The sequence below is a fragment of the Nocardia sp. NPDC005366 genome (assembly GCF_040606855.1).
Classification (GTDB): Bacteria; Actinomycetota; Actinomycetes; order Mycobacteriales; family Mycobacteriaceae; genus Nocardia.
Window position 1 is genome coordinate 108,918 of the sequence record NZ_JBEXFQ010000012.1, and the last position, 15,199, is coordinate 124,116.

At 65.3% G+C, this 15,199-nt stretch carries 13 protein-coding genes; 6 read left to right on the top strand and 7 right to left on the bottom strand.

What is annotated here, in order from left to right:
* Positions 1–43: 43 nt before the first annotated feature.
* Positions 44–2,248: an elongation factor G-like protein EF-G2 gene (locus tag ABZS43_RS16355; protein WP_355036707.1), complete on the bottom strand. Its 2,205-nt coding sequence runs from the start codon at positions 2,246–2,248 to the stop codon at positions 44–46.
* 184 nt (positions 2,249–2,432) lie between these two features.
* Positions 2,433–2,903 (bottom strand): DUF4254 domain-containing protein, encoded by a 471-nt coding sequence (locus tag ABZS43_RS16360; protein ID WP_355036708.1) that lies wholly within the window; start codon positions 2,901–2,903, stop codon positions 2,433–2,435.
* 466 nt (positions 2,904–3,369) lie between these two features.
* On the opposite strand from ABZS43_RS16360, the gene ABZS43_RS16365 reads away from it, so the two are divergent.
* On the top strand, positions 3,370–4,233 hold the full coding sequence (locus tag ABZS43_RS16365; RefSeq protein WP_355036709.1) for a Scr1 family TA system antitoxin-like transcriptional regulator: 864 nt from the start codon (positions 3,370–3,372) through the stop codon (positions 4,231–4,233).
* Positions 4,234–4,297: 64 nt separating this feature from the next.
* Here the strand turns inward: ABZS43_RS16365 and ABZS43_RS16370 are convergent, their stop codons facing one another.
* A complete protein-coding gene (locus tag ABZS43_RS16370) occupies positions 4,298–4,552 on the bottom strand; it encodes a hypothetical protein (protein ID WP_355036710.1) in 255 nt (84 codons plus the stop codon).
* A gap of 371 nt (positions 4,553–4,923) precedes the next feature.
* On the opposite strand from ABZS43_RS16370, the gene ABZS43_RS16375 reads away from it, so the two are divergent.
* Positions 4,924–6,957, top strand: a complete 2,034-nt coding sequence (locus tag ABZS43_RS16375) for an NERD domain-containing protein (protein WP_355036711.1) — start codon at positions 4,924–4,926, stop codon at positions 6,955–6,957.
* Positions 6,958–7,072: 115 nt separating this feature from the next.
* Here ABZS43_RS16375 and ABZS43_RS16380 read toward each other — a convergent pair whose 3' ends face one another.
* Positions 7,073–9,034, bottom strand: coding sequence for an SEC-C domain-containing protein (locus tag ABZS43_RS16380; RefSeq protein ID WP_355036712.1), 1,962 nt, complete (start codon positions 9,032–9,034; stop codon positions 7,073–7,075).
* Between the two features lie 18 nt (positions 9,035–9,052).
* On the opposite strand from ABZS43_RS16380, the gene ABZS43_RS16385 reads away from it, so the two are divergent.
* The 3 genes from ABZS43_RS16385 to ABZS43_RS16395 all read left to right on the top strand — a co-directional run bounded on the left by ABZS43_RS16385 (position 9,053) and on the right by ABZS43_RS16395 (position 10,480).
* Complete coding sequence (locus ABZS43_RS16385; RefSeq protein ID WP_355036713.1) at positions 9,053–9,295, top strand: hypothetical protein; 243 nt, start codon at positions 9,053–9,055, stop codon at positions 9,293–9,295.
* A 109-nt stretch (positions 9,296–9,404) separates the two neighbouring features.
* Positions 9,405–9,797, top strand: a complete 393-nt coding sequence (locus ABZS43_RS16390) for a hypothetical protein (RefSeq protein WP_355036714.1) — start codon at positions 9,405–9,407, stop codon at positions 9,795–9,797.
* A 326-nt stretch (positions 9,798–10,123) separates the two neighbouring features.
* Entirely contained in the window at positions 10,124–10,480 is a 357-nt protein-coding gene (locus ABZS43_RS16395) for a VWA domain-containing protein (protein ID WP_355036715.1), read from the top strand.
* 41 nt (positions 10,481–10,521) lie between these two features.
* On the opposite strand, the gene ABZS43_RS16400 is transcribed toward ABZS43_RS16395, so the two are convergent.
* The gene (locus ABZS43_RS16400) at positions 10,522–11,265 is read right to left on the bottom strand and encodes a hypothetical protein (protein WP_355036716.1); all 744 of its coding nucleotides are present in this window, start codon (positions 11,263–11,265) and stop codon (positions 10,522–10,524) included.
* Between the two features lie 539 nt (positions 11,266–11,804).
* Between ABZS43_RS16400 and ABZS43_RS16405 the strand changes: the two genes are divergently transcribed.
* A complete protein-coding gene (locus ABZS43_RS16405; protein ID WP_355036717.1) occupies positions 11,805–12,707 on the top strand; it encodes a hypothetical protein in 903 nt (300 codons plus the stop codon).
* Between the two features lie 142 nt (positions 12,708–12,849).
* Here the strand turns inward: ABZS43_RS16405 and ABZS43_RS16410 are convergent, their stop codons facing one another.
* A complete protein-coding gene (locus ABZS43_RS16410) occupies positions 12,850–13,407 on the bottom strand; it encodes a hypothetical protein (protein ID WP_355036718.1) in 558 nt (185 codons plus the stop codon).
* Positions 13,408–13,698: 291 nt separating this feature from the next.
* Positions 13,699–15,072, bottom strand: a complete 1,374-nt coding sequence (locus tag ABZS43_RS16415; protein WP_355036719.1) for a hypothetical protein — start codon at positions 15,070–15,072, stop codon at positions 13,699–13,701.
* Between the last annotated feature and the right edge of the window lie 127 nt (positions 15,073–15,199).

Genomic DNA, 15,199 nt, shown 5'->3' on the forward strand with positions numbered 1-15,199 from the left:
ACGCGCTGGTCTCGAAAGGCAGGATCGACCGGTGCGCCGCCGGTCACCCTCCGTCGGCGTCTTTGCGTACCGCGTCGGCGAGAGCGGCCGGCATCGACTCGTGACGCGCGTAGCTCCTGCTGAAATCGCCGGTGCCGTGCGAGATCGACCGCAGGTCGATCGCATAGCGGCTCAGCGCCAGCTCCGGGACCTCCGCACGCACACGTGTCCTTCCGTCGCCGTGCGGTTCTGTGCCGAGCACACGCCCGCGCCGCGAGGACAGATCGCTCAGGACCGGGCCCACGTAGTCGTCGGACACCACCACCCAGACCTCCGCGTAGGGCTCCAGCAGCGCGACGCCCGCGCTCACGGCGGCCTCACGCAGCGCCAGTGCACCCGCGGTCTGGAATGCGGCGTCGGAGGAATCGACCGAATGCGCCTTGCCGTCGAACAGGGTCACCCGCACGTCGACCAGCGGATATCCGGCCGCCACCCCGCGCGCGGCCTGCGCCCTGACCCCCTTCTCGACCGAGGGAATGAACTGCCGTGGCACCGCCCCGCCGACGACCTTGTCCACGAATTCGATCCCCGACCCGCCCGGCAGCGGCTCCACCTCGATCTCGCAGACCGCGTACTGCCCGTGGCCGCCGGACTGCTTCACATGCCTGCCGCGCGCCGTCGCCTTCCCCGCGAAGGTCTCGCGCAGCGCCACCCTGTGGTCGATCACGTCCACCTGCACACCGAAACGGGTCCGCAGCCGCTCCAACGCCACATCGCGGTGCGCCTCGCCCAGACACCACAGCACCAGTTGGCCGGTCTGCGCGTTGTGCTCGAGGCGCAGGGCGGGATCCTCGGCGGCCAGCCGGCCAAGGCCGTGTGAGAGTTTGTCCTCGTCGGCCTTGCCGTGCGCGCGAATCGCGATGGGCAGCAGCGGATCCGGCATCGGCCACGGTTCGATGAGCAGCGGCGCGCCGGTCTCCGACAGCGTGTCGCCGGTTTCGGCGTGACCCAGTTTGGTGACGTAGGCGATATCGCCCGCGATGACCTGACCGAGCGGATGCTGCTGTTTGCCGAACGGCGAGGTCACCGATCCGACGCGCTCGTCCACATCGTGATCGGGGTGGCCGCGTTCCTCCAGCCCGTGCCCACAGACGTGCACGGTGTCGTCGGCGCGCAGGGTGCCCGAGAACATCCGCACCAGCGATACCCGCCCGACATAGGGGTCCGACGCCGTGCGGATCACCTCCGCCGCCAGCGCCGCGTCCGGATCGCACGGCAGGGGGCGCGGACCGCTGCCGTCGGTCGCGGGTGAGGCGGACACCACGTGTTCGGTCGGCGTCGGGAACCCGCCGACGATCAGATCGAGCAGTTCGACCGTGCCGAGTCCCTGTTTCGCGCCTTCTGGCGCAGGCGCGCCGAACAGCACCGGATGGAAACTCCCGCGCGCCACCGCCCGCTCGAGGTCGGCGGTCAATGTATCGAGTTCGATATCGTCACCGGCGAGATATCGCTCCATGAGCGATTCGTCCTCGCTCTCCGCGATGATTCCCTCGATCAGCCGATTGCGCGCGTCCTCCAGCACCGCACGCTGTTCCTCCGACGGTTCGGTCCGCTCGGCCACGCCCGCGGAGTAATCGACCACGCAATTGGGCAACAACTCGATAAGCCCGGTCACCGGACGATGCCCGTCCGGACTTTTCGGCCCGTATACCGGCATATGCAACGGCAGTACATTCTCCGACCCGCCACCGCCGAGCACCGTGCGGCAGGTCCGCACCATCTCGTCGAAATCCCCGCGCGCCGTGTCGAGATGGGTGATGACGATCGCCCGCGGCATTCCCACCGCCGCGCATTCCTCCCACAGCGCCCGCGTCGCCCCGCTCACCCCTTCCGGGCCCTCGGCCGCCGACACGACGAACAGCGCCGCGTCCGCCGCCCGCAGCCCGGCCCGCAACTCGCCGACGAAATCCGCGTATCCGGGCGTATCGACCAGATTGACCTTCATACCGCCCCACGCCATCGGCACCACCGACAACTGCACGGATCTGTGCTGCCGATGTTCGATGTCGTCGTAGTCGGACAGTGAGGTCCCGTCCTCGACCCGCCCCGCGCGATTCACCGCCCCCGTCGTCAATGCCAGCGCATCCACCAGCGTCGTCTTCCCCGCCCCGCAATGACCGACCAGCACCACATTCCGAATGTGTTCCGGTCGGTCGACCGTAACCACTCTGCCGTTGCCCCCGGCAGATCCACTCGTCTTGTCCACCATGTGTCACGCTTCCTCGCCTCGAGACCGCGGTCCTTCGAGCTTCCCACCATCGGATGCCGAACGTGGACGATTCAGCCCAAGGCGGTCCGGCGCGCGCCCGCGACCTCGACATACGGACCCACGTCTGCTTCGAGGGATTCGTTCCGGATGGGCATTCGCAGAGTCGGCGTTCCACCTCGGCGGATCAGCCCGTCAATCCCGGATCGGCCAGATCGGGAATACGCCGGAGCCCCGCGCCGACCTCGAAGGCGAGATCTCGGTAGCCGAGTGCGAGTTCGGCGAGCCGGTGCCAGGCCTGATGCAATTCCGGTTCCGGGCACCGGTCGGTCAACGCGCCCCTGGCGAGCACGCTGTAGCGGGCGAGGCGATCGACCACCGCGCCGACCGATTCGGTATGGAGGTGGGCCCCGCCGTGCGGTGACGGCAATTCCGCGGCCAACCACCGGTCGATATGGCGAACAAGACTCGCGCGCCGGATCGCGATCTCACTACGCGGACCGGTAGCCGCCCGCAGTTCCGCGTGGGCGAGAGCGAGCTCGCCCGCCGCCCACAGCACCGGATGGGCCGCGCCGCGCTTACCGGCGCACGAATCGAGGAGCAGTTCTTTCGACGGAAACGGATTCGCCGGTGCGCCGCTGTTCGCTGTTCCGGTCATCTCAGCACCGCCTCCTCCCGATACTGGGCGTATCTCGCCAGAGCGGGTCGGCGAGGACGTAATACACTGCCTCCCGGGTGGTCAGACCGATCAGCCGGGCGAATTCAGCTGCTTCGCAGACGAACTCGGCGAATTGCACGGCCGCGACCGCCTGTTCTAGCGAAACCGTCCGGCCGGGTAGGTACGACACGACCCAACGGCCGTCCCCCACGGTTTTGGCGTGATGAGCGCTTCGATCACTGATGACACGTACGCGATTGACTACCTGCACCGACATGGTTCCCCGATCTCGCCGAATGGTTCGGCGTGCCACCAATGCTCAGGTCCGCTGAATCAGAACTCGGGTCCACTGAATCACCCCCGCGTGAATCTACAGTACTGAATTTCACCCGATCTTACAAACGTGAATATCGGTATTCTCCGCACACGAGTGGGCCCAACGGCCGGACCGAGCTGAGGAGTATCGATGGCACCGACCTCCCCGACCGTCGCGGGTTGGGAACTGGTGCTTCGAATACGGCAGCGCGTCAACGAACTCGGCCTCACCTCCCGTCAGATCCAGAAGACGCTCGGCATCGGCCCCACCTACTGGTCGCAGATCACCAACTACAAAGGCGTTCTCACCGAGAACAAACTGGCCGCACTCGCCGACCTGCTCGAATTCCCCGCCGAGCAACGGCGCGAACTGCTCGAATTGCGCGGCCTGGCGAAGGAACGCGGCTGGTGGAACCGCTATTCGACGCTGTTCGACGAGGGCACGCTGCGCTACCTCGGACTGGAAGCGGGCGCGACCCACCTCAAGAGTTACGAAAGTTCGGTCATCCCCGCGCTTTTGCAGACCGAGGATTACATTCGGGCGCTGATGACGTCGTCGGTGGCCGCGAGACCAACCGAGGCGGAGGAACTGGTCAGGGCTCGGCTGGAGCGCCAGCAACGGCTTCGAGGTGAGGAGCCGGTGCTGCTCAGCGTCGTCCTCGGCCAGGCCGCCCTGATGCAGCAGGTGGGCGGGGTCGAGGTGCAGCGCGCGCAGTTGCGGTATCTGGTGTCGGCGATCGAGGATCTCGCCGCCACCGTGGATGTGCGCGTGATTCCGTTCGAGGTCGACACGGCCGCGGCGGTCAATGCCGCGACATTCACCGTCCTGGAATTCGCGAGTCCGCGGCTGCCGACGATTGGCCGGCTCGAATCGGCCACCTGGTCCGAATTGATCGAGGAATCCCGGGTGGTCGAGCAGTTGAAGTACCAGTATCTGCGGGCGCGGTCCTCGGCGTTGGAGATGGCGGATTCGGTCGCGTTGATCGAGCAGATCGAGCGTGGGCTGACGGGATAGTCCTTGCCCCGCGCCGCGAGATCTGTTCGGCGGACGCGGAACAGATCTCGCCGTCAGCGGATACTCAGCTGTTCTCGCAGCCGATGCCGTTGCCGTCCCGATCGAGGCCGTACACATCGGGGCCGATGACCTGCACCCGCCCGGTATACGCGGGCCCGTTCCCGCCGCCGCCCTCGCAATCCACATCGCTCGCGTAGGGAACGCACGGGGTATACGAGGGGTGGCAGCCGGACTGCGGTGCGGCGGTGGCCGCGCCGGTCGCGGTGAGGACGAAGGCCGCGGCCAGGGCAGAGAGGCCGAAGGCGGCAGTGAATCGCATTGTGCTCCATTCAGTTCTACAGCGGAGGACAGTGTGCCACGGCGGACGGGCATCGGCTCGGCAACCGGTGTCGCGTCGCGTGCGCGACCGGCACGCGCTGCCGATCACCACGCGATCTCTGTCGGACTCCGGCGGGCCGGGTCGACGCGAGCAATGCCTTCGACGGCCGTCCGCAACTCACGGGGATTCGCGCGAACGCCGACCCGCGCGGTGCGTTCACCCGCGATGCTGTGTCAACTCTCACACCGCGACACGCCAGGCTTTGTGTTGCCAATGCCCTGCTCTTACAGTGCCTTTCGGGTTTCCACGAGATCTTGCGCTGGATACCGTCGACTGGTCGATTGTGCGAGCGTGATGGAGGGTGACCGCCGATGCTGGTCATCAACGAACGGGCGGCCCTGCCGCGATCCGAACAGCGAGTTCTCGACTGGATGCGGACCTGGACCGGCCAATACATCATTGTCGGCCTGGCGATCTCGGGATGTTATGTCCCCGAGAGGCACCGCGAAGGCGATACGCAGGAAGCCGATCTCGTGGTCATCACCCCGCGCGCGGTGGTCGTGATCGAGGTGAAGGGCACCGTCCCCGACGCCACCTCCGGTGTGCTGTCCGTCCAGGCCAACGGTCGCTGGCGGCTGTCCGGCTTCGACGGCGACCCGATCCACGTGCGCGACAGCGACACCAGCCCGTTCGATCAGGTGACGAACAACGTCTTCAACCTGAAGGAACTGGTGCGCAAACACCACGCGGACGCCTATGTCGACGGTTTGATCGTCGTCGTCCCGTCCTGGGAGTCGACCATCACCCTCGAGGTCGAGTCCCGTCAGCACGGCTGCGGGGTCGTCCTCGGATCGACACCGGGCGAGTTGCGCGCCTGGTTGCATCGCACCTCCAATCGCAAACTGCTGTGGACCGCGGAGGCGGTGCACGCGCTGCTCGTCGATTTGAATCTGGGGGACCAGCTCACCGTCGAAGATCTTCTCGCCGAAGGTTTTCCGTCCGCGACCGGGCGTCGTGTCGCGCGTTCGCCGGGCGGGGTTCGCGAACCGGAACAGGGCCGGGACGAACAGGCGGCCGGTGCGGCCGTCGCGCAGGCGTATCCGGACCATCTTTCGAGTCGATTCGCGCGGCGGAATTCCGCGCAGTCGGCCTCGTCGGCGGTGCGAGCGCCGGATCATTCGGAACTGGAACCCGCATCCGAGGATTCGCCGCCATCAGACCATGAATCGACCTCGGTGGCAGCGGATCACGGTGACACGCGGCGATCGTCGGTGCCAGTGGTGCGTTCCGAAGAGGGGGCGCAGATCTCGTCGGAGCAGTTCGTGTCCGTCGCACCGAACCCGACAACTGTGCGGGCACCAGCGGCGCCGACCGAGGACGATTCGGCGCGGACGCTGAATTATGCGGAACCGCTGTCACATACGGCCTCGGCACAACTGGCACTCGACGCGCTCCAACCGGCGTCGTCCGCGCTCCACGAGGCGCACGAACCCGCGGGGACCGACTACCTGCTGCCATCGGCGGGAACCGAGCACGGCCGGACCGACGACGGCTTGTCGATCGGAACGAGCCACGTCGACACCGCAGCGCCCCCCGCGCCCGTTCCACCGCCGTATTCGCCCGAAACCATCTCCCCGGACGCGCAACCGCGCAGGCTCCCGGAGTCCGGCGGCCAGCGTCCCCACCACGCACTCTCGCCGCGCGCCGACCACCAATCGCCCTGGATCGCACCGGATCCCGACGCGGATTCGCCGCACGTCCCGCGAATTCCGGCCACCTATGTGCAGCCGCCTTGGATTCCACCCGATGACGAGGCGGTGCTGTCACCGCCACGGATACCGACGGATCGCCGCGAGATCACTCCCGACGACGAGGTGGATCTGCCTCCGACGACCCAACCGGCCTCGGCATTCACCGATCGGTGGTCCTCATGGATCGAGTCCGACGACGCACCGCCCCCCCCACCACCGCCGCCCCCGCTGCGCAGGCCCACCCCGTACCGGGCGGAGCCGGTTCCCGCGCCCCAGCCCCCGCGCGCGAATGTCACCCTGCCGGTCGCCGAGTGCCTACCCTTGCGCAGGAACGTCGCCGTTGCTGTCCCCGAGAACCCAACCGCGACACCACTACAGGCTTGGGTGTCGACGATCCGCGAGCGGGTTCCGTCCCGTCTGAAGTTCGGCGACCATCTCCCACAACAACTGGCCGCCGTCGCCGTCATCGCACTGTGCGTCGGCGTCATCTGGGTGATGGTGTCCACCGGCTCGTCCCCGGCGGGCACCACGGTGACCCCGCCGGTCCAGCAGAGTCGAAACGGCGAAGTCGTCGCCCCACCGGAGGCCCAATCGCCGAGTCGGGTGCCGATATCCATGCCGCCGGTGTGCTTCCCGCTCCCGTCCAGCTGCTGACCGGCTTCCCGGCCGATCTCGCCGCCGCCGCGCCGATGCCGTGAGGCGTGCCAATGCCCGTCGTTGGTCAGCCCGAGCAACGTCCGCACCCGTGCTTGTCCAGCAGCGCGGCGATCTATGGATCAGCGGGCGAAACGGCTGCCGCGGGGACGGGTGTGGTCGCGGAGCCGTCGGCGGCCGGGGTCCGGTGCTCGGTCACCAGTTGGGGGCGGGCGAAACGGGCACTGAGGAATTCGACGATATCGCGTGGGTCGGTGGTGTCGTCGTCCAGCAACCGCACGAGCGGGCCGTGTTGCGGCAGGGAGACAGGTTCCAGAGAGCCCGCGAATTTCCACTGCTCACCGACCGGCACGAGGTGGCAGCAGTAGAACTCGCCAACCCGCAGTTCGTCGTTCAACGCGGGTGCGCGCACGACGTGTCGGTCGCCGGTACGGATATCGCGCACCGCGATATCGGAGTCGATCGATTCGATCTCGAATACCGAACGCGGCGCGAGCTGCCACCGGTGGGCGATCAGCAGATCTTCGTCGGGGAGCAGTTCACCGCGGCGACGCAGGAAATCGTCGAATCCGCCGCATTCGAACAGGGTCACGTCCACTACCAGGGGATCGTCGGCCGCGTCCATCCACCCGAGTGCGCTCTCCCAGTGCCGAGAGCGGATCGCCGCGAGATCCATCCGGTCGCGCGCCCACGCGAGTTGATCGATATGCGCTATCGCCTTCTGATAAAGGAGATCGCCGCGATGTGTCGCCGACAGCGTGGCCTTGCCGAGATGGCAGCTCTTGTATTTGCGGCCGGACCCGCACCAGCAGCGATCGTTGCGGCCGAGTTCGGGATGCGCGTTTGTCATCGCCGCCTGAAGTATCGCGTAAACCGGTGTGTCGGCACCATTGTCGGTGCGATCGAGCAGTGACAGCGCACGGGCGCAATCGCCGCGGTCGATGACATAGCGGACCAAATCCGTCACCGCGGGCATCCAATAGGGATCGGCGGTGGTGGCGTCCTCGAAGTATCGTTCTGCGTCGCCGATCATGTTCATGTGCTCGGCGGCCTTGCCTGCGAGCCAGCATGCCGCTGCCCGCAGTGCGCGGGGGCCGCGCCGTCGCAGATGGTCGGCGACCGAGATGAAGACATCCGCGTCGAAATCGTCGTCGCCGAACAGTTCGGTGTGGACGGCCCATGCGACGTCGGCGTCGGCGAGTTCGGACCAGACGGTCAGGTCGGCTGCCGCGAGTATTCCGTCGCGTCGCTCGGGCGCGGCGGCATGAACCGCCCGGACAAGGTCGATGAAGGTCGTGACCGCGACAGCTTGGCCGCGGTCGGTCAGGTCATTGCGGATCATGAGTAGCGTCATCGCCGAATCGGCGTCCAACGCGGCCCAATCGAAACCCGCGCGTGCGATGTGGACGCCGTGCAGATCGAAACCCGCGGCCGCGGCGAGTTCGCTGATCGGCGCCGCCGCCGTGGTGAACAGCGCGGGATCTTCCCACATCAAGGCCCACACGACCTGGTCCAGTTCCACGGTGGACTCGGCAGGCACCTCTTCGGCGAGAGCTTCGGCCAGATCGGGTGCGGACGTCGGCTCCGTCACGACGCGAAGAAGTGGTGCGCCGTCCACGATCTGGAGGGCGACAAGCGTCCCGATGTCGAAGCCGGCCAGCGCGGCGGGCTCGAGCACGAGGGTCTCACCGGCGTAATCGGTCAGTGCGCGGTCACCGAAGAGTTCCGGCTCGAGGTCCGCGAAAGCCGCACGGGCGCCGCCCAATCCGGCGACAACGTCATCCTCGGACAAGCACAGCAGCGGACCGAGATCGGGATCGGCGGCGATCAAACCGGACGCGATCTCGGCTTCGGTCAGCCGATGCGTCAGGACGCGGCCCTCCAGGAGGCTGTCCAACGCGATATTGCGCCCGTCCGCCAGGACACCCAGCGCGGGATGGTCCTCCTCGATGAGATCCCACACCTGGTCGTCGTCGCCAAGACCCGCATCGACCAGCAGGTCCGCCCACTGGTCGTCATCGAGGGGTCCGTGAGCGCGCAGGATTTCCATTGCGATATCGCTGGGGGAGTCGGCCACGGGCACCGAAGGTAGTCCATGTGCCGGGGGATTTCGATCGGCAGGGCCCACTGCTGTTTCGCACCGGCCGTACGGAACGGCATCCCCGTCATCGAAACAGATGTCTACGCCGAGATGCCCGAGGATCTGGCCCGCGCGATCGAGGTCAAGGACGGCATGCTGGTGCACCGTGAGTCGCCGTCGCCGAACCACGTCTCTGTCGCGCGCGAGATCGAGGCCGCGCTGCGAGCGGCCGTGCGGGACCAGCCGCCCCGGGCGTAATGGCGACAAGGCCTGGTACAGCAAGATCGAGGTACGGCCGGACGCGCCGCCGCGCGTACATGAACCCGTGGTGAGTGTCCGCATCAATCGCCCCAAGGAGACGTGGTAAGTGAAGTGCCCAAGCGTTGTGGCCGCTGGTGCGGCGGTTGCCTCCATTGGGGGTGCACTCATCGCGTTCGTGGCGGCTGATGCTCTGCTCGACGACAGGAAAAGGGAACTGCTCGCCACCGGATGCAAGACGGTGGTGGATGTTCCGGACGCCGCGACCATGCTCAACTACGTCGGTACGGCGCTACTCCTGGTTGCTCTGGTTGCCCTTGTTGCTGTGATTGTGGTCGTTGCCAAGGGGACCGCGAGACTCGAGGCGCTGGCGATCGTGGCCGCGGCTCTCGTGTTCGTCGTCGTGGGTCTGTATGCGGCTCTGGTTGTGGCGGGAACGGTTTCACCTGGATCGAACGAGCCGAGTTCCCCCCACTATCACCCCTGTGGCTCCAGCTTTTGAAAGGACGCATTCGTTATGGGCGACATATGTGTGGATCCCGATGGCGCTCGGCGGGCCGGGGCAGCGATTTCGGCGAACACCGCCGATGCCAGAGCACGGGTGAAGACACAGTTCGACGAAGCAGCACCCGCCGCGCAGGCGAACGAAGGCTGGAAGACCGGGCCCGCGCGCGTCGACTTCGCCTACATGGTGATCTGCGGCGCGTTCCTCGGGCTCATGGCGGAGCCGGCACGCAATTCGCGCCGTGCCTCCTGGAAGTCGCGATATCGGTCGACTCGCCAGAGCCCGGGATCCATTGGAATCCTTTGCGAGGCCAGTGTTCCGGGGTGCTTTTCCTCGACGTCGAGGAAGTAAGTCGGAGGGTCGGCGTTTACGGGTTGCTGCGCACGCTGGGCACCATGGACGGGCGCGTTGTCGACAACGCAGGGTTCTTCGCCGTCGACGATATCGACCGCATCGGTGACGATGATCTGTATCAGCGGTTGCTCGGTGAGTTCCGGACGGGCTTCGGGTTGCTCGCGCTTGCGCTGAGACTGTGCGACCAGAACCGTGCTGATCTACCTTTGCCGCGAGTCGAAGGCGTGCGGTCTCAGTGCTGCAGCGGCATTGGAACCACTGACTTCAGGTTCTCATCATCGGGGCAGGCGGCAGTTGTCCGGTGCTGCTGGACAACTGCCGCCTGACGATACTTGCGTCGACCTGCTACCAACAGACCGCTGGCGTTCTATTTGTCCCAGCAGTATCCGTGGTCGGTGGTGTAGCTCCACTTGCGTGTACCAGCACCGCGGTCCTTGGGGAAGGCGACCTGCAGACATCCGTTGGCGGTGACTGCGGCGGCAGCAGCGGTGTCCATGCCGTTCAAATCGCTGGGCGCGAGCGCGGAGGCGCCGTTCTTGCATGCCAGTACTGCCACGCCAGTGAGTGCCGCGGCCGACATCGGTGATGCCGGCCCTCCGCCTGCCATGAAGCCGGCCAGGCCACAAAGGGCTGCCGCAGCATATTGCCCGGTGTCGGCGAGTTTGGCGATTCCCAGTTCCTTGTTGATGTCGCTGGTTTTGGCGCGTGACCAGTATTTCGTGCAGACCACTGTTCCGGAGCAGTCGATCCAACTGTCTCCGCTACCGGGCATAGGCGTCGTAGCGCACTTCCAGGAGTAGGCGTTGTCGATGTCCCGGGCCATGGCGTTGCCGAGCTTGTGCCGTGTGCAGTAGGCCTGCACATCCACGGAGAGATTTGTGACGGCCTTGGCCGAGCCGATCGGGTCCTGCTTACATCTCCATGTGTAGGCGTTGTGCTCGTCCAGAAGATAGGCCGAGCCGGCCTTGAGGCTGCTGGTTGCCGGGTACTGGCTCTGGCATTGTTCTTGAATGCTGACGTCGGTATCTTTTGCCGCGGCTTGCGGTGCTCCGAGCGTGGCCGCGAATACGAAGGCGGCCAGCACCCCCGAGATCGTCGGGAAGATCCTCAATTTGCATCCTTCCACGTGAGGCATGTGCACTCCACGCTGCTATCAGGGGGAAAGTGATTCGGATCAAATCGTCGCGATGCCCACTTGTCGCTCCCGGGGAAGCGAGGAACCTCTCGAAGCGAACTCGGAGGTAGCCTGTCCATGCGGACTTCAGAGATCCGTCGACGGCGGGCGGCAGAGTTCGATGCTTCCTACGGCGGAATTCGACCGCCCGCCTACATATCTGGGCCTTCGTCGGCTTGCGTTGTTCGTTGCGCCGCCCCTGTGGCCGCTCCCTCCCGCCGGTTGGCTACATCACCCGGTCGGCCGTGTCCTTGTGGTTGCGTCTTCAAGCGTGCAGTCACAACGATCCCACAGCGCCGAACTTCGTGCAAGGAATCTTCAAGTTGGAAATGTTGAACATCCACATATTGATATTTTGGGACTTGATGTCCCAAGTTGGGATGTTGCGCACTCGAGGGGCGGCTCAATGCCTGTTTGGTGCGATATTGTGAGATTGACAACTTTGAAATTTGAGACATGGTGTCTAGGGAGATCGCATGAACACCAGTTCACGCGCTGCGTCGTTGATGAGTACGGAACGGCGTCCGCGGATGAGTGCGGAACAGGTACGCGACGCCATGCTGAAGACGGCCGTGGAAGCAGTCAGGTCGGCCGGTCTCACTGTGAGCTTGGACCACATCTCGATGGACGCGGTCGTCCTCGAAGCGGGAGTGGCGCGAAGTGCCGCCTACCGCGTTTGGCCTCAACGGTCGGCATTCATCATGGACCTACTGTTAGAAGTCGCGAAAAGCTCATCCGTCGCCCACGCCGCTTACGATCCACAGACACTTCGGACCGCATTGGACGCGGTACAGCCATGGCGGAACAAGCTCACAAGCGTGGAGGCCAGGCGAGCGGCTCTGATCGAGGCGAGTAGAACCGGGGTCATGCGTAACTTCGACGCGTTGGCAGAAGACGAGGAGTGGAAGACCGAAATCGCTCTCCGAGCAACAATGATGTCGGTACCGCCGGATCGGCAAGAAGAACTTCGTGATGCTCTGGATGAATCGGTCAGGGCCTACATCAACTATCTCGCACAGTTCTACGAAACCATGAGCAGGGTGCTCGGCTACGAGATGATCCCAGGCCGTGACTTCGTGTATCTGGCCGAAGCAGGTTCGGCGATCGTTGAAGGCATGCTGTTGCGGGGAGCCGGACTGCCTGGCACTCCAAACGCCGCGTCGCTGCCATTGCGGGAACTGTTCCCGGCCGACCCATTCGGCACCGGCAATGTGCAGCAATGGAATGCGCCCACTATCGCCTTCACCGCCAACATCCTCGCGCTGATAAAGCCTGTTGCCGAGTTCGATGCCCATGGCTTCGACAGATGGTTTGACGAAGTCGACCAGTACGTTCGAGATATGGAAGCGAATCCGGAATTCCGGCATAACCAGAACTGATTTACCACGGTGACCATCGACACCGCCTGCGCCGTGCGCCGCATGGTCGAAGCGCGCGCGGCCCTGCCCGATCCGCCTCGGCGACAGGCGAATACCGGCCTACGTGCGAGCAGGTGTGCCGTGGGCGGGCCGTCCGGTCGGCTCAATTCGCGGAGGTCACTCGAAGTTGCGGCTTGATCCCGGGAGGTTGGTCCGGGGTGAGCACGGTGTCGGGGTGCACGGTCTGCGTGCTGGTCCGCTGGAAGTCGAGTTCGTTGTCTGTGGGGAAGAGCCACGCCGCCGCCCGCAAGGGTTTGCCGTTGAGCAGGTACAGGTAGTAAGCCGTCGTTGGCACATCCTCGTCGTATGAACCATCGGGCAGGTTCTCCCAGCAGGTATCCATAACGTGCGTGAGTTCGTTCAGTCGGTGCGGTGTCATTCCCGGCGTGATGACGATCATGGTGTCCCATTCGTCCAGGAATCCGGCCCCTCGGGTGATGTCGGCCATGGTGACCGGCGTAGCTCCCGTGGCCGCGTGCCGAGCGGCCGGCAACACCGTGAATTTCTCACCCGGTGCCTTTCCGTCCGACGGCACATCGAATGTGGTGCGACAGTCCCCGGCGACCGCTCTGCCCGCGATGGGTGACCGGTCCGAATAAGCCACGGCGAAGATCAGTAGGGCCATCAAACCTGAGGCGGCGACGAGGGCTCCGAATCGCATCGTAGATCACTTCCTGCCGGGCAGCGGAATACCGACCCCGGCCGGAGACCCGTTCGATCTCTAGCATCCGCTCATCATCAACCGAATAGATTGCCGACTACTCGACCTGGGCCGATTGCACAATTACTCGGTCATCGTAGTCGGCGATCACGGCGCACAACTGACCTCGGACGTACAGAGGTTGGTCGATGATGGCGGCAGCGATCGTTCTTGTGTATCCCGACGACGCCAGGTGACACGTGGGATTCCGGGCTCGACCAGTGAGCACGGTGTCACGGTGATGCGCGATGTTCAGGGATTCGGCTCCGCGGTCCTCAGCAAATTGAGCAGTCCGTCGACCGCGGCGTACTTCTCCTCGGAGAGCGGGTCGGTGGCAAAGTGCATCAGATCGTTGCGGATGACCCTGACCTGTTCGACCAGGTCGACGACCTGGCCGCAGTCGAGCCTCCAGCCGAGCTTCTGCCATCGCCGTGGATCTTTCAGCAGATAGACGTAGTTGCCGAACGTGAGGTCGGCGGCAGAACGGGTTCGGGATTTCTGTCGATCGGGAACCGCGTCCTTCAGATCTTGGAGGTCGAGGTGTTCCTCCGCGGCGCGCCGAAGGCGATTCTCCGCCTCCTCGATGAGTACGAAAGGCCGTGCGAGGGTTCCGAACTGGCGGGTCAGGTCTGACGCTGTAAGGATGCCGGTGACACGCACCCGGTCGGAGTTGCGGACGAAGATGAAGCCGCTGTCGTAGATAGCGTCGATCTGATCGAGCAACAGCGCGTCGTGTTCCACGACGAGTGCGGGAACCGTCGCATCGGCCAGTGCGGGGTTGTCACTCGCGATATACGCCTGTCCGATCGATTCCCAGGTGACCGCGCCGTGATAGGTGGCATCGTCATCGATGACCGCCAGCTGGGAGAACCGGTGGCGCAGCATCACGGTTTTCGTGAAGGTGAGGTCGGCCGAGGATGGAACCGACACAAGGCGGGCGGGCAGCTCGCCGAGACGTCGGGACATCGGCTCGGGTTCGCTCACATTCTCGACGTCGTCGTCGGTCTTCTCCGCGACTGTGTCGGTACCGGGCTCGGGACTCAACGGCACCAGGGTGACCACATCGCTGATGCCCCCCTCGGTGAACGGAGGGCGGGTGGTGAGGCCGTTGGCGGCGAGGTCCGCCTTGATCGCCGACATCGCCGCGTTGGTGCGGCGCTCGAAACCCCAATGTTCCAGTAGGCTTCGGATGGTGAGCTGCCGTAAGTTCGTCGCATCCCTGGATATGGCGTCGTCGAGCAGTTCGGTGGAACTGGTGACCTTCCCGGCACCGTCGAAGCCGGGGTCGGTGCCGTAGGTAGCGAGATGCTCGATGCGCGCGGCTGCGTCGTGGCGGGTGAGACCGCAGACGGTGAGCAGGGAGCCGAGACTAGCGCGCAGATCGGGCCGGATATCGTCCCATGGGATGTCGGTTCGGATCCAGTCGACTTTCCTCACCTGACGGAAATCCGCAGGCTCATCTGGCCGGTACTCGTAGGGTCCGCTCACTCTGCCGATCGCGACGTGACGGTTCTTGCGCGGCATGACGACCAGATCGCCGTGCTGGATAGCCTTCGCGAACTTCCACAGTTGCCCGGCCCAGTTACCGAGCGCACTGGAACTCGCCTCCGGATAGGCTTCCCGCAAACCGGCTTTCAACTCCGGCCCGGTGCCGAAGCGGCTGAGGTCGCCTATCTGCGCCCAACCGAGAATCGCGAGATCGTCATCGAGCGCCCGCTGTTAACGTTCGCCCTCGCGGCCCGCACGGATCAGC

Bases quoted from the DNA above. Each gene is read 5' to 3' on its own strand.
- ABZS43_RS16355 (WP_355036707.1), bottom strand. From the start codon at position 2,248: ATGGTGGACAAGACGAGTGGATCTGCCGGGGGCAACGGCAGAGTGGTT.
- ABZS43_RS16360 (WP_355036708.1), bottom strand. From the start codon at position 2,903: ATGACCGGAACAGCGAACAGCGGCGCACCGGCGAATCCGTTTCCGTCG.
- ABZS43_RS16365 (WP_355036709.1), top strand. From the start codon at position 3,370: ATGGCACCGACCTCCCCGACCGTCGCGGGTTGGGAACTGGTGCTTCGA.
- ABZS43_RS16370 (WP_355036710.1), bottom strand. From the start codon at position 4,552: ATGCGATTCACTGCCGCCTTCGGCCTCTCTGCCCTGGCCGCGGCCTTC.
- ABZS43_RS16375 (WP_355036711.1), top strand. From the start codon at position 4,924: ATGCTGGTCATCAACGAACGGGCGGCCCTGCCGCGATCCGAACAGCGA.
- ABZS43_RS16385 (WP_355036713.1), top strand. From the start codon at position 9,053: ATGTGCCGGGGGATTTCGATCGGCAGGGCCCACTGCTGTTTCGCACCG.
- ABZS43_RS16405 (WP_355036717.1), top strand. From the start codon at position 11,805: ATGAACACCAGTTCACGCGCTGCGTCGTTGATGAGTACGGAACGGCGT.
- ABZS43_RS16410 (WP_355036718.1), bottom strand. From the start codon at position 13,407: ATGCGATTCGGAGCCCTCGTCGCCGCCTCAGGTTTGATGGCCCTACTG.